This is a genomic window from Pseudomonas citronellolis, assembly GCF_900112375.1.
Taxonomy (GTDB): domain Bacteria; phylum Pseudomonadota; class Gammaproteobacteria; order Pseudomonadales; family Pseudomonadaceae; genus Pseudomonas; species Pseudomonas citronellolis.
In genome coordinates, this window is sequence record NZ_FOLS01000013.1 from 154,612 (window position 1) to 179,613 (window position 25,002).

The 25,002-nt window shown below is 68.0% G+C and carries 15 protein-coding genes; 9 read left to right on the plus strand and 6 right to left on the minus strand.

All coding sequences use genetic code 11. The annotated features are described in order from the left end of the window. Positions 1–220: 220 nt before the first annotated feature. Together BM060_RS14535 and BM060_RS32155 are read right to left on the minus strand one after the other, a co-directional pair. Positions 221–1,405, minus strand: coding sequence for a thiolase family protein (locus BM060_RS14535; protein WP_058070283.1), 1,185 nt, complete (start codon positions 1,403–1,405; stop codon positions 221–223). A 168-nt stretch (positions 1,406–1,573) separates the two neighbouring features. Continuing rightward, a complete protein-coding gene (locus tag BM060_RS32155; protein WP_083426778.1) occupies positions 1,574–8,467 on the minus strand; it encodes a retention module-containing protein in 6,894 nt (2,297 codons plus the stop codon). Between the two features lie 538 nt (positions 8,468–9,005). Here BM060_RS32155 and BM060_RS14560 point away from each other — a divergent pair. The 3 genes from BM060_RS14560 to BM060_RS14570 all read left to right on the plus strand — a co-directional run bounded on the left by BM060_RS14560 (position 9,006) and on the right by BM060_RS14570 (position 13,915). Continuing rightward, positions 9,006–10,295 carry a TolC family outer membrane protein gene (locus BM060_RS14560; protein ID WP_370686626.1) on the plus strand — a complete coding sequence of 430 codons (1,290 nt, stop codon included), beginning with the start codon at positions 9,006–9,008 and terminating at the stop codon, positions 10,293–10,295. 106 nt (positions 10,296–10,401) lie between these two features. Beyond that, a complete protein-coding gene (locus BM060_RS14565; protein WP_074980700.1) occupies positions 10,402–12,564 on the plus strand; it encodes a type I secretion system permease/ATPase in 2,163 nt (720 codons plus the stop codon). Between the two features lie 4 nt (positions 12,565–12,568). Continuing rightward, complete coding sequence (locus BM060_RS14570) at positions 12,569–13,915, plus strand: HlyD family type I secretion periplasmic adaptor subunit (RefSeq protein WP_074980701.1); 1,347 nt, start codon at positions 12,569–12,571, stop codon at positions 13,913–13,915. A 261-nt stretch (positions 13,916–14,176) separates the two neighbouring features. Here the strand turns inward: BM060_RS14570 and BM060_RS14575 are convergent, their stop codons facing one another. The 4 genes from BM060_RS14575 to BM060_RS14590 form a co-directional block, all read right to left on the minus strand. Continuing rightward, positions 14,177–14,911, minus strand: a complete 735-nt coding sequence (locus BM060_RS14575; RefSeq protein WP_009618786.1) for a proteasome-type protease — start codon at positions 14,909–14,911, stop codon at positions 14,177–14,179. A gap of 98 nt (positions 14,912–15,009) precedes the next feature. Beyond that, positions 15,010–15,807, minus strand: a complete 798-nt coding sequence (locus BM060_RS14580; protein WP_058490186.1) for a transglutaminase family protein — start codon at positions 15,805–15,807, stop codon at positions 15,010–15,012. Then, positions 15,804–16,754 (minus strand): alpha-E domain-containing protein, encoded by a 951-nt coding sequence (locus BM060_RS14585; protein ID WP_074980702.1) that lies wholly within the window; start codon positions 16,752–16,754, stop codon positions 15,804–15,806. Before BM060_RS14585 ends, BM060_RS14580 begins: the two co-directional genes overlap by 4 nt. 1 nt (position 16,755) lies before the next feature. Further along, positions 16,756–18,165 (minus strand): circularly permuted type 2 ATP-grasp protein, encoded by a 1,410-nt coding sequence (locus BM060_RS14590; RefSeq protein ID WP_074980703.1) that lies wholly within the window; start codon positions 18,163–18,165, stop codon positions 16,756–16,758. A gap of 373 nt (positions 18,166–18,538) precedes the next feature. On the opposite strand from BM060_RS14590, the gene ydcS reads away from it, so the two are divergent. From ydcS to BM060_RS14620, 6 genes are all read left to right on the plus strand, one after another. Then, positions 18,539–19,678, plus strand: a complete 1,140-nt coding sequence (gene ydcS / locus BM060_RS14595) for a putative ABC transporter substrate-binding protein YdcS (protein ID WP_074980704.1) — start codon at positions 18,539–18,541, stop codon at positions 19,676–19,678. Between the two features lie 426 nt (positions 19,679–20,104). Further along, a complete protein-coding gene (locus tag BM060_RS14600; RefSeq protein WP_009618779.1) occupies positions 20,105–21,124 on the plus strand; it encodes an ABC transporter ATP-binding protein in 1,020 nt (339 codons plus the stop codon). After that, a complete protein-coding gene (locus tag BM060_RS14605; protein ID WP_074980705.1) occupies positions 21,121–22,026 on the plus strand; it encodes an ABC transporter permease in 906 nt (301 codons plus the stop codon). The genes BM060_RS14600 and BM060_RS14605 overlap by 4 nt, the downstream gene beginning before the upstream one ends. Further along, a complete protein-coding gene (locus BM060_RS14610; RefSeq protein WP_009618775.1) occupies positions 22,016–22,822 on the plus strand; it encodes an ABC transporter permease in 807 nt (268 codons plus the stop codon). The genes BM060_RS14605 and BM060_RS14610 overlap by 11 nt, the downstream gene beginning before the upstream one ends. A gap of 53 nt (positions 22,823–22,875) precedes the next feature. Then, entirely contained in the window at positions 22,876–24,300 is a 1,425-nt protein-coding gene (locus tag BM060_RS14615) for a gamma-aminobutyraldehyde dehydrogenase (RefSeq protein ID WP_074980706.1), read from the plus strand. A gap of 449 nt (positions 24,301–24,749) precedes the next feature. Beyond that, the coding region (locus BM060_RS14620; RefSeq protein WP_143096591.1) for a transposase at positions 24,750–25,002 on the plus strand (253 nt) is incomplete at its 3' end.

A 25,002-nucleotide genomic window follows, 5' to 3' on the forward strand; every position in this document is an offset into this window, starting at 1 on the left:
ACACCCGAGCACACCGAACGGTCCCCTCTCCCTTCAGGGAGAGGGTTAGGGAGAGGGCGCTCTTCAAGACGCACGCCGAACCTGGCCGGCAGAACACCATTCGCGAGCAAGAGCTAGGCGCCCCCCTCGCTCCTACGAAAAGCCCCCCCAACGAAAAAAGCCCCGGCATCGCTGCCGGGGCTTCGCTATCGGCCCTCCTGCGTGGGGACGGCCGCCAGACTCAGCGGACCGCTTCGAACAGGCCGGTGGCACCCATGCCGCCGCCCACGCACATGGTCACGATGCCGTAGCGCAGGTTGCGCCGCTGCAGTTCGCGCACCAGGTGGCCGACCTGGCGCGAGCCGGTCATGCCGAAGGGGTGGCCGATGGAGATGGAGCCGCCGTTGACGTTGTACTTCTCGTTGTCGATGCCCAGGCGGTTGCGCGCGTACAGGCACTGCGAGGCGAAGGCTTCGTTGAGCTCCCACAGGTCGATGTCGTCGATCTGCAGGCCGCGGGCCTTGAGCAGCTTGGGCACCGAGAACACCGGGCCGATGCCCATCTCGTCCGGCTCGCAGCCGGCCACGGTGAAGCCGCGGAAGAAGGCCTTGGGCTTGAGGCCCAGCTCCAGGGCCTTGTCCAGGCTCATCACCAGGGTCATGGAGGCGCCATCGGAAAGCTGCGAGGCGTTGCCGGCAGTCACCGAGCCGTCTTCGGCGAACACCGGCTTCAGCGAGTTGAGGCCTTCCAGGGTGGTGTCCGGACGGTTGCAGTCGTCGCGGTCGACCACGCCTTCGACCACCTTCTTCTCGCCGGTGGCCTTGTCTTCCACGGCGTAGCGCACGTTCATCGGCACGATTTCGTCGTCGAACAGGCCCTCGGCCTGGGCGCGGGCGGTGCGCTGCTGGCTCTGCAGGGCGTAGAGGTCCTGTTCCTCGCGGGTGACGTTGTAGCGGCGGGCGACGATCTCAGCGGTCTGCCCCATGGGGTAGTAGATCCCCGGGAATTCCGCTTCCAGGCGCGGGTTGACGAAGTGGTCGGTGTTGCGCGACTTGGCCGTCAGGGTGATGGACTCGACGCCGCCGGCCACCAGGATGTCGCTGCAGCCGGAGGCCACCTGGTTGGCGGCGATGGCGATGGCCTGCAGGCCCGAGGAGCAGTAGCGGTTGAGGGTCATGCCGGCGACGTGGATGCCCAGCTTCGACAGCACCGCGGCGTTGCGGCCGATGTTGTGGCCCTGGGCGCCCTCGTTGGAGCCGGCGCCGACCACGCAGTCGTCCACCAGCAGCGGGTCCAGGCCGTTGCGCGCCAGCAGCGCGTCGATGCAGTGGGCCACCATGTCGTCGGGCCGGGTCATGTTGAACTTGCCGCGGAAGGACTTGGCCAGGCCGGTACGGACGCTGTCGACGATCACCACTTCACGCATGGGAAACCTCGTTGCTTGTTGTTCGATTGGGGAGGTGCAGTCGGCCAAGCATAGGGCGAGCGAATGCCGGGGCGCGATGATCATTCATCCCGGATATGCGCTGCCATCCCCCAGCGGATACGCGACCGCCGCCCAAGGGCGGCGGTCGCGGGCGCCCTTGCGGCGCGGTCAGACGGTGTCCACCTTCAGCGCGTGGTCGGCCAGCAGGCCGTTGAGCACCGCATGGGTGTCGCCGCTGGAGACGATGGCGCCGCCGTGGTGGTCGGTGTACTTGGCCACCAGGTCGACGTTGGCCAGGTCGATGCTCTGGGTCGTCGCGCCCCCGGTCGCGCCCGTGGGGTTCACCGAGATGGTGGTGGTCGAGGTGGTGGCGTTGACCGAGAAGGTCAGGTACTGCGCCAGCGAATCGGCGGTGGCGTGCTCGCCCTGCAGCAGGTCGGCCAGGTTCAGCGAGTCGCCCTCGCCGATGTTGAAGTCCTTGATCACGTCATGCCCGATCTCGCCCTTCTGCCAGACGAACTGGTCGGCGCCGGCGCCGCCGGTGAGGGTGTCTTCGCCCATGCCGCCGAACAGGATGTCGTTGCCGTCGCCGCCGAGCAGGGTGTCGTTGCCGCCCTGGCCGAACAGCAGGTCGTCGCCCTTGCCGCCTTCGAGGATGTCGTTGCCGCCGCGGGTGTCGCCGGCGACGTTGAGCTCATAGGCGTGGGCGACGATGTAGTTGGTCACCTGGCTCTGGGACGGCGCGGCGCCGCCGTTGGCGGCGGTCAGGTAGTCCACCAGGCCCTGGTAGCCGGCGCCGTTGTGGGTGCCGGCGGCGTGCCCGGTCCAGCTCAGGGCGTCGGTGTTGATCACGTCGCCGAAGAGGATGTCGTTGCCGTCGCCGCCCACCAGATGGTCGTGGCCCACCGCCTGCGGCGAGGTGTTGCTGAAGCCTTCCTGCAACGCGGTCTGCAGCTGTTCGGCGGTGTTGATGATCTGCGGCTGGCCGACGTTGGCGGTGAGGTCCGGGGTGTTGCCGGTGAAATGCAGGGTGGCGGTGCCCGTGGTGCTGGTGTTGTCGAAGAACTGCAGGATGCCGCTGTTGATGCCGTCGCCGATGCCGATGGTGTTCACCGACACATGGTCGCTGCCGCTGAACAGGCCGCCGCCGTTGAGCAGGTTGTTGGCGACGTCCAGCGCGTCCTTGATGTCGTGGTAGTTGGTGACGGTGCCGCTGTTGCTCGTGTCGCCGATGTAGGTGGTCGGGTTGCCGTCGGTGAGGAAGAACGCCAGGTTGATGTAGTCGTGGGCGGCGTTTGCGCCGCCGCCCACCGTGGCGTTGAACCAGTCGACGGTGGACTTCAGCGCCGCCTCGTAGTTGGTCCCGCCCACTGCGCTGAGGCTGTTGATGGCGCTGATCAGGGTGGCCACGTTGGTGCTGTTCAGGCCATGCACCTGGGTCAGCGTCGAGCCGTCGGCGAAGGACACCAGGGCCAGGTTGATGGTGCCGTCGTGGCCCTTGATCTGGTTCAGCAGGTTGATCAGCGCCGCCTTGGCCAGGGCCATGCGGCTGAGCCCGGCGGTCCCGGAGGGGTCGGCCATGCTGCCGGAGGTGTCGATGATCAGCGCGATGTTGTAGTTCTTGCCGGGCGTGGTGGTGACGGAAACGCCGCCCACGTCGCCGATCAGCACGTCGTTGCCGAAGCTGCCGGCGATGGTGCCGTGGTCCGGCCCGAGCGGGCTGGGCACGATGTGGGGCGTCGTCGAGCCGTCGGTATCGCTGGCATTGCTGCCCACCACCAGGATCGGCGCGCCGTATTTCACGCAGATGTCGAGGTTGGCCGAGGCGGTGTCGCCGTCGCCATCGACGATGGTGTACTGGAACGACTCGCTGATCTGCCCGCTTTCCGGGAAGCTCACGCTGGCCTTGACCGCGTAGGTGTAGTCGCCGGCGTGGTGGCCGCCGCCATCCTTCAGGTACAGCGTCAGGGTGCCGTTGTCGGTGCTGATGGTCAGCAGGCCGCTGCTGGCGTTGTAGCTGCCGGTGGCGTGGCTGGCGCTGGGGTTGAGGTTGGTGAGGTGGCCGTTGGCGTCCACCGCGAAGGTCTCGCCGCCGATGCTCACCTGGGTGATGCGCACGGTGCCGTCGGCGCTTACCGGCAAGTCATTGGCCAATACGTTGCCGCTGACCGCGTCGAGGTGGCTGAGGTTGACCAGGGTGGCGCTGAGGTCGCTGGGGTCGGTGACGATGACCGGGGTGCCGTGGCTGTCCACCCGCACCAGGTCCTGGTCGGTGATGGAGGTGCCGACGCCGACGGCGAAGGCCTCGACGTTGTTGGTGCTGCCGTTGTGCGCCGCGAGGAAGCTCTGCCAGGCGTTCAGCGCAGAGTTGGTGCTACCCGTGGTGGGCTCGCCATCGGAGATGAAGTACACCCGGTTGATCGCCGCGGGGTCGGCCCCCGGCGCGTTCAGGTCGGCGTTGATGCTGGTCTGGGCGCGGTTCAGGGCGGCCTCGTAGTTGGTGTTGCCGCCGGCCTGCAGGCCGTTGATGGCGTTCACCAGGCTGGTGTAGCCGCTGTCGCCGGCGTCGTCGAAGCTGTAGTGGCTGGCGGCGCTGGCCGAGGTGGCGAAGCTGATCAGCGAGACCTGGATCAGCAGGCCCATGGACGCGTACTCGTGCAGCATGTTGATCAGCGCGGCCTTGGCCTGGGCCAGCTTGCTGCCCTGCATGCTGCCGGAGACGTCGAGCACCAGCGTCAGGTTGACCGCCGGCGGCGGCTGCACCAGCAGGCATGCCGGGTGGTCGTCCACCGCGGTGGGGCCGTCGTCGGCGAAGCCGATCTTGTTGCCCAGGTCGAGGGTCTGGCTGCTGCTGGCCTTGTCGCCGTCGTAGTCAGTGATGCTGGCGGTGCCTTCCAGGCCGACCAGCCCGGTCTTCAGCCAGGCCACCTGGCTGTCGTAGTTGCCGGAAGCCCCCGGCCCGTCGTGCTGGATGGCCGAGTACTGGGTGAGGATCACCTTGCCGCTGTTGCCGTCCAGGCGCAGGTCGAACACGGTGTTGGCCGTGGTCACGCCCTGCAGGCTGGTGGCGGTGCTGCCGACGATCTTGCCGCCGACGTCGTACAGGTGGATGGTCGCGTTGCCGCTGCTCAGCCCGCTGTCGGCGCCCTGCCCGGCCAGCAGCTTGAGGCTGTAGCTCCAGCTCACGGCGGAGGCCGGGGCATCGGCGCCGGCGCTCTGCGAGGTGATGACGAAGGCGCTGGTGAAGTCGCCGCTGGCGGTGTCGGAGTTGGCGCCTATGGTGTCGGCGTCCTGGGTCAGCACGACGGCGGACTGGCCGCCCAGGCCGACGCTGATGGACGGGCCGTCGTCGGCGAAGGCCACCTTGTTGCCCAGGTCCAGCGAGGCCGTGGAGCTGGCCTTGTCGCCGTCGTAGTCGGTGATGGTCGCGGTGGCCTGCAGGCTCACCAGGCCGGTGGCCAGGGGGGCCTGCTGGGTGGCGTAGTTGCTGGTGGCGCCCGGCAGCGCGTGGTCGATTTCGGCGTACTGCGTCAGGGTGACATTGCCGCTGCCATCCACCTTCAGGTTGAAGATAGTGTTGCTGGCATTCACCCCGCCTTCGGTGTTCGAGGTGCTGCCGATGATCTGGCCGTTCTGCTCGTACAGGTAGATCTTCTGCCCCGCACTGTTCAGGCCCGATTGGGTGCCTTCGGCCACGTCCAGCTTCAGCGCGTAGCTCCAGTTCACCGAAGCCGGAGTGTCAGCACCAGCGCTCTGCGATGTGATGGCGAAGGCTGCGGCGAAGCTGGTGGTGGCGGTGTCGAAGTTCGAGCCGATGGTGTCCGCGTCATGGGTCAGCAGCACGATGGGCTTGCTGCCGCTGAGGTCGATGCAGATGGACGGGCCGTCGTCGTCGAACGCGACCTTGTTGCCCAGGTCCAGCGAAGCCGTGGAACTGGCCTTGTCGCCGTCGTAATCGGTGATGGTGGCGGTGGCCTGCAGGCTCACCAGACCGGTGCCGAGGGGGGTCTGCTGGGTCGCGTAGTCGCTGGTCGCGCCCGGTAGCGGGTGATCGATCTCGGCATATTGCGTCAGGGTGACGTTGCCGCTGCCGTCGACCTTCAGGCTGAAGATGGTGTTGCTGGCATTCACGCCGCCTTCACTGCTGGCGGTGCTGCCGATGATCTGGCCGTTCTGTTCGTACAGATAAATCTTCTGTCCGGCGCTGTTCAGACCCGACTGGGTACCCTCCGCCACATCCAGTTTCAGCGCATAGCTCCAGTTCACCGAAGCCGGCGTATCGGCGCCAGCGCTCTGCGAAGTGATGGCGAAGGCCGCGGCGAAGCTGGTGGTAGCAGTGTCGAAGTTGCTGCCGATGGTGTCGGCGTCCTGGGTGTGCAGCAGCACGGGAGCGTTGCCGCTCAGGCCCACGCTGATGCTCGGGCCGTCGTCGTCGAAGGCGACCTTGTTGCCCAGGTCCAGGGAGGCCGTGGAAGTGGCTTTGTCACCGTCGTAATCGGTGATGGTCGCGGTGGCGTCCAGGCTGACCAGGCCGGTGCCGAGGAAGGCCTGCTGGGCGGCATAGTTACTGGTCGCACCCGGCAACGCGTGATCGATCTCGGCGTATTGCGTCAGGGTGACGTTACCGCTGCCATCGACCTTGAGGCTGAAGATGGTGTTGCTGGCATTCACGCCGGCTTCGGTGCTGGAAGTGCTGCCGATGATCTGGCCGTTCTGCTCGTACAGATAAATCTTCTGCCCGGCACTGTTCAGGCCCGACTGGGTGCCCTCCGCCACGTCCAGTTTCAGCGCATAGCTCCAGCTCACCGCGGCCGGCGTGTCGGCACCAGCGCTTTGCGAAGTGATGGCAAAGGCTGCGGCGAAGCTGGTGGTGGCAGTGTCGAAGTTCGCACCGATGGTGTCGGCGTCCTGGGTGTGCAGCAGCACCGGGGCGTTGCCACTGAGGCCCACGCTGATGCTCGGGCCGTCGTCGTCGAAGGCGACCTTGCCGCCCAAGTCCAGGGAGGCCGTGGAACTGGCCTTGTCACCGTCGTAGTCGGTGATGGTCGCAGTGGCGTCCAGGCTGACCAGGCCGGTGCCGAGGAAGGCCTGCTGCGCGGCATAGTTACTGGTTGCGCCCGGCAGTGCGTGGTCGATCTCGGCGTATTGCGTCAGGGTGACGTTGCCGCTGCCGTCCACCTTCAAGTTGAAGATGGTGTTGCTGGAATCCACGCCGGCTTCGGTGCTGGAAGTGCTACCGATGATCTGGCCGTTCTGCTCGTACAGGTAGATCTTCTGCCCTGCACTGTTCAGGCCTGACTGGGTGCCTTCGGCTACGTCCAGTTTCAACGCGTAGCTCCAGCTCACCGTGGCCGGGCCGTCGGCGCCGGCGTTCTGTGAGGTGATGGCGAAGGCCGCGGCGAAGCTGGTGGTGGCGGTGTCGAAATTGCCGCCGATGGTGTCCGCATCCTGGGTCACCAGGTTGCCGAGTTGCGCGCCGCTGGCGCCGATGCCGATGCTCGGGCCGTCGTCGGCGAAGCCGATCCGGCCACCCAGGTCGAGGTTCTGGCTGGCGCTGGCCGGGTCGCCGTCACGGTCGGTGATGGTGACGCTGCCCTGCAGTTGCACCAGGTCGCTGCCGAGGGAGACCTGCTGGCTGTCGAAGCCGCTGGTGGCGCCCGGCAAGGCATGGTCGATGGCGGCGTACTGGGTCAGGGTGACCTTGCCGCTGGCGGCGTCCACCGCCAGCGAGAAGACGGTGTTGGCGCTGCTGACCGCGCCGGCGCTGGCGGCGGTGGAGCCCACCACCACGCCATCGATCAGGTACAGGTGGATGCCCTGGCCGCCGCTGCTCAGGCCCGAGGCCTCGCCCTGGCTGGTGACGTTCAGGCTGTAGTGCCAGGCCACGCTGCCGGCGCCGTCGGCGCCATAGGCCAGGGTCGCCTTGAAGGCGCTGGCGAAGTCCGCCGAGACGCTCTCGGAAGCGCCGCCGCGGGTGCCCGCGTCATGGCTGAGCAGGCTCGGCGCCTCGCCGTCCAGGGCCAGGGAGGCGGTGGGGCTGTCGTCGTTGATGAGGATGGCCAGGTTGCCGCTGGCGGGGGTGCCGTTGCCGTCGGTCAGGGTGTAGGGGACGCTGAGGGCGATGTCGTCCTCGACGCCGTGCTGCGGGTGGTCCAGCGGCTGCTGCAGGACCAGTTCGTAGGTGCCGTTGGCGAGATTGGTGAGGCTCAGGGTGAACACCGTCTGGCCATTGGCCGAGGCCGTCAGCACATGGCCGTCGGGGCTCACGCTGTAGCTCAGGGCCACGCCGCCGGAGGTCAACGCCGGCAGGCCGGTGGTGCTCCAGGCGAAGGTCCCGGGGCCGTCGGCGCCGAAGTCATAGCCGAGGCTGCCGGAAGCGCTGGCGCCGACGCCGGGCAGGCCGTCGTTGCCCTGGATGCCGCCGGGCAAGCCGTCTTCATCCACCACGGCGCTGGCGTTGCCCGCGCTGGGCACGCCGTCGACGGGCGGGGCCGGTGGTTCCGGCGGGGTCGGCGGCGCAGCCTGTGCCTGCTCGGGGCTGGGTATGCCGTCGAACAACCGTGGGAACAGCGGGCCGCTGGCCAGGGGCCCGGTGGGGAAGCCGATGTCCGGATCGATGTGGCCGCCGATCTCGGTCAGCAGCACGAAGGAGTGCCCGCCGCCGGCCTTGGCGTTGCCGCCGGCGGAGAACGACGGGCCGGCCGCGGTGGCCTCGGCGACCTGGCTCGGGTCCTGCCCGGCGGCGATGGCCGCCTGCAGCGCCTTGACGTCGGTGATGTCCTGCTGGCTGGGCGCGACCGGCGCCTGCGCCGGCGCGCTGTCCGCGTACTGGTGGTGGGCGGCGGCGACCAGTTGACTGCTCATCGGCATCGAACTGTCGCGCCCCAGGGTGAGTTCGCCGCCGCCGGCGATCGCCACGGCCACGGCACCTTCGTGCCCGGTCACCAGTTGTTCGCCGACGAACAGCTTGTCGCCCTGGTGCAGGATGCGACGCGAACCATCCGCGGCCACGGCGAAGACCTCGCCCACCGCCTTGCTGACGATACCTACCAAGCTGGCCATGACTGCATCCTCCGCGCTCACCGCCCGGCGCCGCCTCCGGCGGCACCCAAGACCTCCGAGTTGGCCATGCCGTCACCGGCGCGCAGTGATGCGTAGAGGGAAGCAGAAGCCTGAAGGCGCTTTGGCATCAAAAAGCCAGCGGATGAATCCGCCATTTTTTTGACCACGCTTGCTTCGGTACTTCGCGGAAACGCCCGCCCTAACCGCCTGAAACGTACATGGCTGTATGTGCAAGCCCTATTCGTCCCCATAGCCAAGAAAAATCAGGGTTTGCGAGTTTTACAATGTGCCGCTTTTCACAGGTGTCATAAGACTTTTTCTGAATATGGGATGTGAAAAATTCTTCTGAGGTTCGCGAAAAGTTGTTCTTAGCTCTGATGTTACAGGCGTGAAACGCTTGATATCAGAAAAAAGCCAAGTTTTTGGCGAATTGAAAGAGCATCGAAGTCGAGAACACCAGGAGAACGCCATGCGCAGTCGTAACGCGACGCTATGGAGCGGTGTATTTCTGGCGGCCACCTGCGCTCAAGCCCACGCGATGAGCCTGACCCAAGCCATACAGAGCACCCTGCAATATCACCCGGAGATCAGCCAGAGCATGAACAGCCGGCTGACCGCAGACCAGGAACTGAAGATCGCCCGCGGCGGCTACCTGCCCACCGTCGATCTACTGCTGGGTTACGGCCGCGAAGGCGTCGATAGCCCCTCTACCCGTCAGGAAGGCAACCACAACAAGGAGACGCTCAACCGCGGCGATGCCGAGCTCCGCCTGCAGCAGATGCTGTTCGACGGCTTCGCCACGCCCAACGAGGTGGCGCGCAACGAGGCCAACGTCAATTCCAAGGCGTTCCGCGTGCTGGGCACCTCGGAGAACGCCGCGCTGCGCACCGTCGAGGTCTACCTCAACGTGCTGCAGCACCGCGAGATGGTGAGCCTGGCGCGCAACAACCTGCAGGCCCACCAGCGCATCGGCGACCAGATCCGCATGCGCAGCCAGCAGGGCGTCGGCAGCACCGCCGACAACGACCAGGCCACCGCGCGCCTGGCCCTGGCGCAGAACAACCTCTACACCGAGGAAGTCGACCTGCGCGACGCCGAGGCCAACTTCTACAGCGCCGTGGGCAAGCAGCCCGACGAGCTGGAGACGCCCTCCACCGTCAAGGCCCTGGTGCCGGGCGACATCAACAAGGCGCGCCAGGAAGTGCTGAGCAACAACCCGCTGCTCAAGTCGGCCCAGGCCGACGTGAATGCCGCCGAGAAGCAGTACGAGGCGGCCAAGTCGCCCTTCTACCCGCGCTTCGACCTGGAACTGTCGAAGGCGGCGAACAACAACGTCGACGGCGAAGTGGGCCACTACAACGACTGGGAAGCCCAGGTGGTGATGCGCTACAACCTGTTCAACGGCATGCGCGACAAGAACCGCCTCGGCGCCACCTCGCACCAGATCGACGAAGCCAAGGACATCCGCGACAACGCCCTGCGCCTGCTCAACGAGAACCTCTCGCTGGCCTGGGACGCCATGGAGAATGCCACCAAGCAGACCGGCCCGGCGCGCGAGTACGCCGACTACACGCGCAAGGTCCGCGAGGCCTACCAGCAGCAGTTCACCCTCGGCCAGCGCACGCTGCTCGACCTGCTGGACAGCGAGAACGAACTGTTCACCGCCAACCGCCGCTACACCCAGGTGCGCTACACCGAGGAGTACTCGCGCTACCGCGTGCTGGCCGCCATGGGCGCCCTGCTGCGCTCGCAGAACGTCGTGCCGCCCCATGAGGGCGTGGCGCTGTCCGACGTGAAGACCGAGACACGCCTGCCCGACATGAAATAAGGCCCTGCCCGCCCCGCCGCCCGACGCCGGTCCCACCGGCCGGCGGCGTTTGCGGGGCGCGGCGGCCGCACGGGGCTCGCAGAAGCCCGGGAGAAGTAGCGTGACCATGATCATCCAGGAGCGCGGCAACCCCGCAGCGGACGATCCCCGCCTGAGCCACGACGACCCCCTGCTCGACGGCCTGCTGATCCTCTGCCGCCTGCACGGCTGTTCGGTCAGCCGCACCAGCCTGAGCGCCGGCCTGCCGTTGCCGCAGCAACGCCTGAACGCCGAGCTGCTGCCCCGCGCCGCGGCCCGCGCCGGCCTGCAGGGGCGCCTGCTGCGCCGCGAGCTGAAGGCCATACCGGCGCTGAACCTGCCGGTGCTGCTGCTGCTCGACGGCGGGCGCAGCGCGGTGCTGCGCCAGTGGGGCGCGGACGGCCAGGCGCTGATCCTGCCCTGCGAGACCGAGGGCGGCGAGCAGTGGGTGAGCACCGAGGAGCTGGCCGCGCAGTACAGCGGCCTGGCCCTGTTCGCCCGCCCGCGCCATGAGCTGGAGGCAGCGCGCCAGCCGCTGGTGCCGCGGGTCGAGGCCTGGTTCCGCGACACCCTCAAGCTGTCGCGCTGGCTCTATACCGACGCCCTGGTGGCGAGCCTGCTGATCAACCTGCTGAGCATGCTGGTGCCGCTGTTCGTCATGCAGACCTACGACCGCGTGGTGCCCAACCAGGCCATCTCCACCCTCTGGGTGCTGGCCAGCGGGTTGCTGCTGGGCACCCTCTTCGAGCTGCTGCTGCGGGTGCTGCGCTCGCACCTGCTGGACATGGCCGGGAAGAAGACCGACGTGGTGCTCTCGGCCACGCTGTTCGAGCGCATCACCGGCATGGCCATGAAGTTCCGCCCGGCCACGGTCGGCGGTTTCGCCCAGAGCATCCACGACTTCCAGGGCCTGCGCGAATTCCTCACCGCGCTGACCCTCACCAGCCTCATCGACCTGCCCTTCTCGCTGCTGATGATCGTGGTCATCGGCCTGCTCGGCGGCTGGCTGGTGGCGGTGCCGCTGCTGGCCTTCCCGCTGACCATCGGCTTCGCCTACCTGATCCAGGTGCGCCTGCGCGACACCGTGCAGAAGAGCCTGACCCTCGGCGCCGAGCGCCAGGCCCTGCTGATCGAGACCCTCGGCGGCCTGGAAACGCTCAAGGCCTGCGGCGCCGAGAGCGAGCGGCAGTACCGCTGGGAAGCCACCCACGGCGCCCTCACCCGCCTGGACAACCACGCCCGCTTCCTCGCCACCCTGGCCACCAACGGCACCCTGTTCGTCCAGCAGTTCGCCGGCATGGCCCTGATCATCTGCGGCGTCTACGCCATCCTCGACGGCCAGCTCAGCGTCGGCGCCCTGGTCGCCTGCTACATGCTCAACAGCCGGGTGCTGGCGCCGCTGGGGCAGATCGCCGGGCTGATCACCCGCCACCAGCAGGCGCGCCTGACCATGAAGAGCACCGACGCGCTCATGGCCCTGCCCCAGGAGCGCCAGGCCAGCCAGCGCCCGCTGGAGCGCACCCAGCTGCATGGCGCGCTGGAGATGCGCCAGGTGGAATTCCGCTACCCCGAGCAGAACGCCGCGGCGCTGAGCCAGATCGGCCTGCGCCTGGCCCCCGGCGAGAAGGTCGGGCTGATCGGCCGCAGCGGCTCGGGCAAGAGCACCCTGGCGCGCCTGCTGCTGGGCTTCTACCAGCCGGACGAGGGGCAGATCCTGCTCGACGGCCTGGACCTGCGGCAGATAGACGTCGCCGACCTGCGCCAGCAGGTGGGCTACGTGGCCCACGACCTGCCGCTGCTGGCCGGCAGCCTGCGCGACAACCTGACCCTCGGCGCGCGCTACGTCGGCGATGCGCGCATGCTGGAGGTGGCCGAGCTGACCGGCGTCAGCGAACTGGCCCGGCAGCACCCGGCCGGCTTCGACCGCCCGGTGGGCGAGCGCGGCCAGCTGCTCTCCGGCGGCCAGCGCCAGGCCGTGCTGATGGCCCGCGCGCTGCTGCTGGACCCGCCGATCCTGGTGCTCGACGAGCCCACCAGCGCCATGGACAACAGCAGCGAGGAAGCCCTGCGCCGGCGCCTGCAGGCGTGCTGCGCGGGCAAGACGCTGCTGCTGGTCACCCACCGCACCTCGATGCTCGCCCTGGTCGACCGGCTGATCGTCCTCGACGCCGGGCGCATCGTCGCCGACGGGCCGAAGGAAGCGGTGATCGAAGCATTGCGCAAGGGCCACGTCGGCCCGGCAGCGGGGTGAAGCCATGAGCAGCATGCAACCGACGCCGGGCTACCTCGGCGGCCGCAGCGACACCGAGTTCATGCCCGAAGTCCAGGGCACGGTGCTGGAGGACTCGCCGCTGGCCGCGCGCATCACCCTCTGGGCGGTGCTCGCGCTGCTGGTCTGCGCGCTGGCCTGGGCGCACTACGCGCACCTGGAGGAAGTCACCAAGGGCGAAGGCAAGGCCATCCCCTCCAGCAAGGTGCAGACCATCCAGAACCTGGAGGGCGGCATCGTCTCGGAAATCTTCGTCCACGAAGGCCAGGTGGTGGACAAGGGCCAGACCCTGCTGCGCCTGGACGACACCCGCTTCGCCTCCAACAAGGGCGAGACCGAGGCCGACCGCAACGCCCTGGAGGCCAGGGTGGAACGCCTGAGCGCCGAGGCCGAGGGCCGCGAGCCGGACTTCTCCGACGCCCTGAAGCAGACCGCGCCGCAGGTGGTCGACGACCAGCTGCAGCTCTACCACAGCCGCCAGGCGCGCCAGGCCAGCGAGGTGAGCATCCTCCAGGAACAGCTGCGGCAGAAGAACCAGGAACTGCAGGAATTCCGCGCCAAGGCCCAGCAGTACCGTTCCAGCCTCGGCCTGGTGCAGCAGGAGCTGAACATGTCCACGCCGCTGGTCAAGAGCGGCGCCATCTCCCCGGTGGAACTGCTGCGCCTGCGCCGCAGCGTGGTGGAGATCAACGGCGAGCTGAGCGCCACCACCCTGGCCATCCCCCGCGCCGAAGCGGCGATGCAGGAGATCGCGCGGAAGATCGACGAATCGCGCCAGGCCTTCCGCACCGACGCCCTGAAGGACCTCAACGAGGCCCGCACCGAGCTGAACAAACTCACCGCCACCAGTCGCGCCATCGACGACAAGGTCAGCCGCACCACCGTGGTGTCGCCGGTGCGCGGCATCGTCAAGCAGCTGAAGGTCAACACCATCGGCGGCGTGGTGCAGCCGGGCAGCGACATGGTGGAAATCGTCCCGCTGGAGGACAACCTGCTGGTGGAAGCGAAGATCCGCCCGCAGGACGTCGCCTTCCTCCACCCCGGCCAGCCGGCCACGGTGAAGTTCAGCGCCTACGACTACACCATCTACGGCGGCCTGAAGGCCAAGCTGGAGATGATCAGCGCCGACACCATCACCGACGACAAGGGCAACGCGTTCTATCTGATCCAGGTGCGTACCGACAAGAATCATCTGGGGCCGGACAACAAGCCGCTGCTGATCATCCCGGGGATGGTGGCGACGGTGGATATCATTACGGGTGAGAAGAGTGTGTTGGATTATCTGCTCAAGCCGGTGCTGAAGGCGCGGTGGGAGGCGTTGCGGGAGCGGTGAGGGCTAGGGAGAGGGGGCGTCCGGTGTGGCCGGTGAGTCCAATCGCGGACAAAGTCCGCTCCTACGTCCGTGCTTCCCTGGAACTGCAGGAGCAGTTGTCTCACCGACTGCGCCGGGATGCTTTTCGTAGGATGGGTTGAGCTTGCGAAACCCATGCGGTCATGGCGATGGGTATCGCTTCGCTCAACACCATCCTACGAGCAGACCTGCACCCGAGCGGACCTTGTCCGCGATTGGACGCCCGGTGGCACGAACAGCCCCCTAGATGTTGTACTCCACCGGCGGCGCCGGCAGCTCCGCCAGCAGCTCATGCAACCCCGCCGACCACTGCTTGCGGATGCTCGCGTAGTACGCATCCTCCTCCGTCACCCGGTAGCCCGCCGGGACGATCAGGCTGTCGCGGTGGTACACCAGCAGGTCCAGCGGCATGCCCACCGAGAGGTTGCTTCGAATCGTCGAATCGAAGGACACCAGCGCGCAACGCAGGCCCTCGGCCAGGCTGGTGGTGAATTCCAGGTTGCGGTCGAGGATCGGCTTGCCGTACTTGCTCTCGCCCAGCTGCAGGAAGGGCGTGTCCTCGGTGGCCTGGATGAAGTTGCCCTGGGGGTAGATGCTGTACAGCTCCGGCGGGCCGCCGGCGATCTGCCCGCCGACCAGGAAGGAGCAGGTCAGGTCGGTGTTGCCGGCCAGCGGCGCGGCGTCGCGGGCCACCACCTCGCGCACGGTGGCGGCCACCAGCGCGGTGGCTTCGTAGAGGGTCGGCACGCTGTGCAGGTTCACCTGGCTGGCGTCGTCCAGGCGCTGCTTCAGCAGGTTCACCACCGACTGCGAGGTGGCCAGGTTGCCGGCGCTCTGCAGCACGATCAGGCGCTCGCCGGGCACGCCGAAGGTGAACAGCTTGCGGAAGGTGGCGATGTGGTCGATGCCGGCGTTGGTCCGCGAGTCCGAGGCGAACACCAGGCCCTCGTCCAGGCACATGGCTACGCAATAGGTCATGGGATGGCCTTCTTCAGGGGTTGCCCGGCAATACTAGACCACCACGGGTTTCCGTCCCGTGGCAGCGGGCGCGCCAGGCGCGCCCTCCTCCACCGGCCTCACTGCTGGCTGCGCAGCAGCGGCGCCACCACCACCCGCGCGTGCATCTGCTCGCCCAGGCCGCTGCCGCGGCGCATGCCGCGCACCGGGCAGGCGTCCAGGTAGTCCAGGCCCACCGCCAGCTTCAGGTGGCGCTCCGGGCGCGCCAGTTCGTTGGTCACGTCGAAGCTGTACCAGGCGTCGTCCAGCCAGGCCTCGGCCCAGGCGTGGCTGGCCAGGTCCCGGTCGCTGCCGCGGTACAGGTAGCCGGAGACGAAGCGCGCCGGAATGCCCAGGCTGCGCGCGCAGGCGAGGAAGGCGTGGGTATGGTCCTGGCACACCCCGGCGCCGCCGGCGAAGGCCTCGGCCGCGGTGCTTTCGACGCCGGTGGCGCCCGGCTGGAACGGCATCTGCGCGTGCAGGGCATGCATCAGCTTGATCAGCGCGTTGCGGTCGCGGGCCTCGCCGCACTGCGCCAGGGCGAAGGCGCGCAGGGTGTCGTCCGGGGTGGTCAGGCGGGTGAAGCGCAGGAACGGCAGCGGCGACTGGTCGTCGTGCTCGGCCTCGCGGCTCTCGTCGATCTCCACCAGGCCGCGGGCGCGGATCACCACGGCCTCGTGGGGTTCGTCGATGCTCAGCACGTGCAGCACGTTGCCGTAGGGGTCGCGCTGGGCGCGGGCCGGGCGCGGCAGCGTGAGCTCCCAGCTGAGCACGTGCTGGCGCTCGCTTTCCTGGGGCGTCAGGCGCAGGTACTGGATGCTGGCGCGCACCGGGTCGTCGTAGCGGTAGGTGGTGTCATGGCTGATGGCGAGTTTCATACGGCCTCCAGATAGGAACTGTGGATTGCCCGGGCCAGTTGGCGGATCAGCAGGATGAAGTCGGTGAGCCAGGCGTGCAGGCCGTCACCGAGGATTTCGTCGATCGCCGTGTAGCGCAGGCGCGCGGCCAGTTCGGCGGCCAGGCGCTGCGCCGGGCGGCCGTTGTCGCCGGGCAAGGTGGATAGGATGCCGTCCAGTTCCTCCACGCAGGCTTGCAGGGAACGGGGCACCTCGGCACGCAAAAGCAGCAGTTCGGACACGTGGCGGGCATCGGGCGAGCCACGGTAGATCTCGTTGTAGGCTTCGAAGGAGGACAGCGCGCGCAGCAGCGCGCTCCACTGGTAGTAGCCGCGCGCCGAGGTATCGCTGACCTCCTCGGCCTCCTCGCCGAGCAGTTCGTAGCGGGCGTCGAGCAGGCGCAGGGTGTTGTCGGCGCGTTCGATGAAGGTGCCCAGGCGGATGAAGCTGGAGGCCTCGCCGCGCATGATGGTGCCGTAGGTGGCGCCGCGGAACAGGTACGAGCGCTCCTTGACCCATTCGCAGAAGCGGCTGATGCCGTAGCGGCCCAGGCCCTGCTGGGCGATGCTGCGCATCTCCAGCCAGGTGGCGTTGATGTTCTCCCAGATGTCCGCGGTGATCCGCCCGCGCACCGCGTGGGCGTTGCCGCGGGCGGCCTGCAGGCAGCGGTAGATGCTCGCCGGGTTGTCGGCGTCGAGGGCGAAGAAGTGCAGCATGCGCTCGGGCTGCATCTGCCCGTGGCGCTCCAGGTAGTCGTCCATGGTGCCGGTGATCAACAGCGGCATGGCCAGTTCGTCGGCGCCGCCGCCGCGATCGTCCGGCGGCATCAGCGACAGCGAATAGCTCACGTCGAGCATGCGCGCGAGGTTCTCCGCGCGCTCCAGGTAGCGGGACATCCAGTACAGGTCGGCTGCGGTACGGCTCAGCATGTCAGTCCTCCACCACCCAGGTGTCCTTGGTACCGCCACCCTGTGACGAATTGACGACCAGCGAGCCCTCGCGCAGCGCCACGCGGGTCAGCCCGCCGGGCACCAGGCGCGTCTCGCGGCCGGACAGCACGAACGGCCGCAGGTCGATGTGCCGCGGCGCGATGCCGCTGTCGACGTAGGTCGGGCAGGTCGACAGGCACAGCGTCGGCTGGGCGATGTAGGCGTGCGGGCGGGCCTTGATGCGCTCGCGGAAGGCCTCGATCTCCTGGCTGCTGGCAGCCGGGCCGACGAGCATGCCGTAGCCGCCGGACCCCTGGGTTTCCTTGACCACCAGCTCCGGCAGGTGCGCCAGCACGTGGGACAGGTCGGCCGGCTTGCGGCACTGCCAGGTGGGCACGTTCTTCAGTATTGGTTCCTCGGACAGGTAGAAACGCACCATGTCGCCGACGTACGGGTAGATCGACTTGTCGTCGGCCACCCCGGTGCCGATGGCGTTGGCCAGCACCACGTTGCCGGCGCGGTAGGCCGCCAGCAGGCCGGGCACGCCGAGCATCGACTCGGGGTTGAAGGCCAGCGGGTCGAGGAAGGCGTCGTCCAGGCGCCGGTAGATCACGTCCACCGGGCGCGGGCCGGCGGTGGTGCGCATGTACACGCGCTCGTCGCGGACGAACAGGTCGGCGCCTTCCACCAGTTCCACGCCCATCTCGCGGGCCAGGAAGGCGTGCTCGAAGTAGGCGCTGTTGAAGCGCCCGGGGGTCAGCACCACCACGCTGGGGTTGTCCAGCGGACTGGAACTGCGCAGGGTCTCCAGCAGCAGGTTCGGGTAGTGGTCGATGGGCGCGATGCGCTGCGCGGCGAACAGCTCGGGGAACAGCCGCATCATCATCTTGCGGTCTTCGAGCATGTAGCTCACGCCGCTGGGGGTGCGCAGGTTGTCCTCCAGCACGTAGTAGCTGCCGTCGGCGTCGCGCACCAGGTCGACGCCGGCGATGTGGGCGTAGAGATCGCGGTGCAGGTCCAGGCCCTGCATGGCGATCTGGTAGCCCTCGTTGGTCAGCACCTGTTCCGCCGGCACCACCCCGGCCTTGATGATGCGCTGCCCGTGGTAGAGGTCGGCGAGGAACATGTTCAGCGCGCGCACCCGCTGGATGCAGCCGCGCTCCACCACGCGCCATTCGCTCATGGGAATGCTGCGCGGGATGGTGTCGAACGGGATCAGGCGCTCGGTGCCCTGCTCGTCGCCATAGAGGGTGAAGGTGATGCCGGCGCGGTGGAACAGCAGGTCGGCCTCGCGCCGGCGCTGCTCCAGCATCTCCGGCGGCGCCGCCGCCAGCCATCGGGCGAATTCGCGGTAGTGCGCCCGGCACTGGCCATTCGCGTCATACATCTCGTCGTAGAAAGTGCGGGACATGCCGAACTCCTTGTCGCCACCAGTAGCCTTGCCATCGCAAGCCCCGTGCCATCGAAACAAAGCCTTGGGTTTCAATGGCTTGCAAAACAAGCCCGGCCTGGGTGCGCCACTTTGGTGCAACCGGCGCGGGCAACGGGCCGGCGCCGCCCCTTTTGGCGCCAACCGCTTCAGTCTAGGCCAGCGGCGGCAACCGGCCCGCCGCGCTTGCGCCTATGCTTATGCGTGGATGGCGAGCCTGCGCTTGTAGCCCCCGCCGGGCGCGGCTAGGCTGCCAGAGATGTCGTTTCGCCATGACACAATGCTGTCGCCCAGGTGCCCCGCCTGCGGTGCGGTACGGCCGCAGAGGCTCCGAACCCCCAACAGGAGTCCGACCATGCCTTCCCCGAAACTCGCCCCCCTGGCCTTCGCCGGCGCCTGCGCCCTGGCCAGCGCCGCCCTGCAGGCCGCCCAGAGCGGCACGCCCGAAGGCGCCCTCGACATCATCGCCTGGCCCGGCTACATCGAGCGCGGCGAGAGCGACAAGAACTACGACTGGGTGACGCCCTTCGAGAAGGAGACCGGCTGCAAGGTCAACGTGAAGACCGCCGCCACCTCCGACGAGATGGTCAGCCTGATGGCCAAGGGCGGCTACGACCTGGTCACCGCCTCGGGCGATGCCTCGCTGCGCCTGGTGTACGGCAAGCGCGTGCAGCCGATCGACGTCAGCCTGATCCCCAACTGGAAGAACGTCGACCCGCGCCTGCAGGACGCGCCCTGGCACACCGTGGACGGCAAGCACTACGGCACGCCCTACCAGTGGGGCCCGAACGTACTGATGTACAACACCAAGGTGTTCCCCAAGGCGCCGGACAGCTGGAGCGTGGTGTTCAAGGAACAGCAACTGCCCGACGGCAAGAGCAACAAGGGCCGCGTGCAGGCCTACGACGGGCCCATCTACATCGCCGACGCCGCGATCTACCTCAGGGCCACCGAACCGTCCCTGGGCATCCAGGACCCGTACCAGCTCACCGAGGAACAGTACGCCGCGGTGCTCAAGCTGCTGCGCGCCCAGCACGCGCTGATCCACCGCTACTGGCACGACGCGACCGTGCAGATGAGCGACTTCAAGAACGAAGGCGTGGCCGCCTCCGGCTCCTGGCCCTACCAGGTCAACGCCCTGCAGGGCGAGAAGCAGCCGATCGCCTCGACCATCCCCGCCGAGGGCGTCACCGGCTGGGCCGACACCACCATGCTGCACGTCGACGCCAAGCACCCGAACTGCGCCTACAAGTGGCTGAACTGGTCGCTGGAGCCCAAGGTGCAGGGCGACGTCGCCGCCTGGTTCGGCTCGGTGCCGGCGGTGCCGGCCGGCTGCAAGGGCAGCCAACTGCTCGGCGCCCAGGGCTGCGCCACCAACGGCTACGACCAGTTCGACCGCATCGCCTTCTGGAAGACGCCGCAGGCGGAGGGTGGGAAGTACGTGCCGTATAGCCGGTGGACGCAGGATTACATTGCGATCATGGGCGGCAGGTAGCGCGCCGGCTTTTCGTAGGAGCGAGCTTGCTCGCGAACGGGGTTTGCCGGTGGCTGCGGTGCCAGGACCAGGAGCGCCCTCTCCCCAGCCCTCGGCTGCGCGCCCCGCCCTGAAGGGAGAGGGGGCTAGTCCGTGCCGAGAGAAGTGATGGTTTCAGCCGGCAACTCGGTACAAGCCGGCTAACTCAAGAGCATCCGCGCACTCCGAACGGTCCCCTCTCCCTTCAGGGAGAGGGTTAGGGAGAGGGGCTCTTGCATCGCACAGAACCCCCGGCAACCGTTCATGACTATCCGCCACCTGACCTCGATCGCCAGCCCACTCGGACTCAGGCACAACGGCATACAACCGCAAACGGTCGTACGCCCCACGTCGGCCCCTCCCCCATGCACTACCCTGTTAAAGCACACCAGCCACGCGGGTAGCGCCATGACCACAGCCGTCCAGTTCACCGAGGTGAGCCGCCACTACGGCGAGGTGAAAGCCGTCGACCGGGTGTCCATCGAAATCCGCGATGGCGAGTTCTTCTCCATGCTCGGCCCCTCCGGCTCGGGCAAGACCACCTGCCTGCGCCTGATCGCCGGGTTCGAGCAGCCCTCCTCCGGCTCCATCCGCATCCATGGCCAGGAGGCCGCCGGGCTGCCGCCCTACGAGCGCGACGTGAACACGGTGTTCCAGGACTACGCGCTGTTCCCGCACATGAACGTGCTGGACAACGTCGCCTATGGCCTCAAGGTCAAGGGCGTGGCCAAGGCCGAGCGGCTCAAGCGCGCCGAAGAGGCGTTGGACATGGTCGCCCTCGCCACCTACGGCAGCCGCAAGCCGGCGCAGCTCTCCGGCGGCCAGCGCCAGCGCGTGGCCCTGGCCCGGGCCCTGGTCAACCGCCCGCGGGTACTGCTGCTGGACGAACCGCTCGGCGCGCTGGACCTGAAGCTGCGCGAGCAGATGCAGGTGGAACTGAAGAAACTGCAGCGCCAGCTGGGCATCACCTTCATCTTCGTCACCCACGACCAGGGCGAGGCGCTGTCCATGTCCGACCGCGTGGCAGTGTTCAACAAGGGCCGCATCGAACAGGTGGACACCCCGCGCAACCTCTACATGAAGCCGGCCACGCCCTTCGTCGCCGAGTTCGTCGGCACCGCCAACGTGCTGCGCGGCGACCTCGCCCGGCGCCTGCTCGGCGCGGCCGGTGCCTGGTCGCTGCGCCCGGAGCACGTGCGCTTCGGCCAGCCGCGCGAGGGTGAGCTGCAGGTCGCCGGCACCCTGGTGGACGTGCAGTACCTGGGCGCCGCCAGCCGCTACGAGATCGCCCTGGACGCCGGCGGCCGGCTGGTGGCCGCGCTGCCCAACGGCGAGCGCGAGGAGCAGCGCCCGCAGCCCGGCGAGGCGGTCAGCGCCTGCTGGGCGCGCAGCGCGCTGGTGCCGCTGCGCGAGGAACCGCTGCCATGATGCGCGCCGTCACAAGCTTCCTCTACCGGCGCAGCAGCCTCTACCTGCTGATGCTGCTGATCCCGCCGCTGCTGTGGTTCGGGGTGATCTACATCGGCGCGCTGTTCGCCCTGCTCTGGCAGAGCTTCTACACCTTCGACGACTTCACCATGGCGGTGACGCCGCAGCTGACCCTGGCCAACTACGCGGCGCTGTTCAACCCGGCCAACTACGACATCGTCCTGCGCACCCTGGGCATGGCCGTGGCGGTGTCCCTGGCCAGCGCCGTGCTGGCCTTCCCCATCGCCTACTACATGGCGCGCTTCGCCGGGCCCAAGGAAAAGGCCTTCTTCTATATCGCGGTGATGCTGCCGATGTGGGCCAGCTACATCGTCAAGGCCTACGCCTGGACGGTGATCCTGGCCAAGGGCGGCATCCTCTACTGGATCATCGAGAAGCTGCACCTGCTGGGCCTGCTCAACCTGCTGCTGGACGTGCCCGGGGTGGGCGGCAACACCCTGTCCACCTCGCACCTGGGGCGCTTCTGGGTGTTCACCTACATCTGGCTGCCGTTCATGATCCTGCCGATCCAGGCCGCCCTGGAGCGCCTGCCGCCGTCGCTGCTGCAGGCCAGCGCCGACCTGGGCGCGCGGCCGCGGCAGACCTTCGCCCAGGTCATCCTGCCGCTGGCCTTCCCCGGCGTGGTGGCCGGCTCCATCTTCACCTTCAGCCTGACCCTGGGCGACTTCATCATCCCGCAGCTGGTGGGCCCCAGCGGGCTGTTCATCGGCACCATGGTCTACGTGCAGCAGGGCTCCATCGGCAACATGCCGCTGGCCGCGGCCTTCACCCTGGTGCCCATCGTGCTGATCGCCGTCTACCTGTCCATCGCCAAGCGGCTGGGGGCCTTCGATGCACTCTGAGCGAGCTTCCTGGGCCTTGCGCCTGGCCGCCTGGGGCGGGCTGGTGTTCCTGCACTTCCCGATCCTGGTGATCCTGCTCTACGCCTTCAACACCGAGGAGTCGGCCTACAGCTTCCCGCTGCAGGGCTTCACCCTGCGCTGGTTCGCCGAGGTGGCCCAGCGCGGCGACGTGCTCGACGCCATCTGGCTGTCGGTGAAGATCGCCTGCGTCGCCACCCTGGTGGCCATGGTGCTCGGCACCCTGGCCGCCGGCGCGCTGTACCGCCGCGACTTCTTCGGCAAGGAAGGCATCTCGCTGATGCTCATCCTGCCCATCGCCCTGCCCGGCATCATCACCGGTATCGCCCTGCTCTCGGCGTTCAAGACCCTCGGCATCGAGCCGGGCTTCCTGACCATCGTCATCGGCCACGCCACCTTCTGCGTGGTGATCGTCTACAACAACGTGATAGCGCGTTTCCGCCGCACCTCGTTCAGCCTCATCGAGGCCTCCATGGACCTGGGCGCCGACGGCTGGCAGACCTTCCGCTACATCGTCCTGCCGAACATCGCCACCGCCCTGCTGGCCGGCGGCATGCTGGCCTTCGCGCTGTCCTTCGACGAGATCATCGTCACCACCTTCACCGCCGGCCACGAGCGCACCCTGCCGCTGTGGCTGCTGAACCAGCTGACGCGCCCGCGCGACGTGCCCATCACCAACGTGGTGGCCATGCTGGTGATGCTGGCGACCATGCTGCCGATCCTCGGCGCCTACTACCTGACCCGCGGCACCAGCGACGTGGCCGGCGGCGGCAAGTGAACCGGCGGCCCGCCGCGGCGGGCATCCAGCCACCGAACCAGAGGAGCCCCGCAATGCAAAGCAAACTCCTGATCAACGGCCAGTTCGTCGCCGGCGAAGGCGAGAAACTGGACATCCTCAACCCCTCCACCGGCGAGGTGCTGGGCCAGATAGCCGAGGCCAGCGAGGCCCAGGTGGACGCCGCCGTGCGCGCCGCCGACGCCGCCTTCGACGGCTGGTCGCAGACCACCCCGAAGGACCGCGCGCAGCTCCTGCTGCGCCTGGCCGACAGGATCGAAGAGCACGCCGCGGAACTGGCGCGCCTGGAATCGCAGAACTGCGGCAAGCCCTACGCCGCGGCGCTGAACGACGAAATCCCGGCCATCGCCGACGTGTTCCGCTTCTTCGCCGGCGCCTGCCGCTGCCTGCCCGGCTCGGCGGCCGGCGAGTACCTGCCCGGCTTCACCTCGATGATCCGCCGCGACCCGGTGGGGGTGATCGCCTCCATCGCGCCCTGGAACTACCCGCTGATGATGGCCGCCTGGAAGCTCAGCCCGGCCCTGGCCGCCGGCAACTGCGTGGTGCTCAAGCCCTCGGAGCAGACGCCGCTGACCGCCCTGCGCCTGGCCGAGTTCATCGCCGAGCTGTTCCCCGCCGGGGTGGTCAACCTGGTGTTCGGCCGCGGCCCCACGGTGGGCAGCCCGCTGGTCAGCCACGCGCTGGTGCGCATGGTCTCGCTGACCGGCTCGGTGGGCACCGGCAAGCACATCATCCGCAGCGCCGCCGACAGCGTGAAGCGCCTGCACATGGAACTGGGCGGCAAGGCCCCGGTGATCGTCTTCGACGACGCCGACCTGGCCGACGTGGTCGAGGGCATCCGCACCTTCGGCTTCTACAACGCAGGCCAGGACTGCACCGCGGCCTGCCGCATCTACGCCGGCAAGAAGATCTACGACAACTTCGTCGCCGACCTGGCCAGCGCCGTGTCCAGCCTGAAGACCGGCCTGCAGGACGACCCGGCCACCGAGCTGGGCCCGCTGATCACCGCCAGCCAGCGCGAGCGCGTCTCCGGCTTCGTCGAACGGGCCAAGGCCAGCCCGCACATCCGCATCGCCACCGGCGGCGCGGCGGTGGCCGGCAACGGCTTCTTCTACCAGCCGACGGTGGTGGCCAACGCCCAGCAGGACGACGAGATAGTGCGCAACGAGGTGTTCGGCCCGGTGGTCTCGGTCACGCCGTTCAGCGACGTCGAGCAGGCCATCCGCTGGGCCAACGACTCCGAGTACGGCCTGGCCAGCTCGGTGTGGACCCGCGACGTCGGCCGCGCCAGCCGGGTGGCGGCGCGCCTGCAGTACGGCTGCACCTGGGTCAATACCCACTTCATGCTGTGCAGCGAAATGCCCCACGGCGGCTTCAAGCAGTCCGGCTACGGCAAGGACCTGTCGCTGTACGGCCTGGAGGACTACACGGTGGCGCGGCACGTGATGATCAAGCATTGAGGCTGGCCGGGCGCGAAGAGCCCCTCTCCCCAACCCTCTCCCGCAAGCGGGAGAGGGGGCTGTCCTGAGCGGATGGGAAGTTTGGAGTCATCCTGAAACGCCTCTCCATCCCCCGTCATTCCCGCGAACGCGGGACGCGGCTCCATCGCGAACAGCGCTTGCGCTGGCCCGAAGGGGAATAACCCAGTGACGGATGGTTGGGTTCGCGAGCAAGCTCGCTCCTACGAAGAGCACCTCGGCGCAGTCGTCAGGACAGGGGTGAGGCCACCCCGTAGGAGCGGATCTCATCCGCGAATCGCGCCGATACCTCCGGCTAACCCACCTGTAGGAGCGAGCTTGCTCGCGAATGGAGCTTCCCGGCTACGCAGGTGCTGGGTTCAAGAGTGTGGTGGTTCAATTTCCTCGGACACCTCGATAGGTGGAAAATCCACTGAATAGAGGAGTCATTCATGAGCCGTAAACGCAGAGCATTCGATGCCAGCTTCAAGCTGCAAGTCGTCCAGATGATCAAAGACCAGGGCCTGAGCATTACGCAGGTCTGTCGAGACATGGACCTGGGAGAGACGGCAGTTCGCCGCTGGGTTCAGCAATACGAAGCCGAGCTGTCGGGGCAGGCGGGAGTGGGTAAGCCGTTGACACCCGAGCAGCAGCGGATTCGTCAGTTGGAGGCCGAGAATCGCCAGTTGAAGCAGGACAACGACC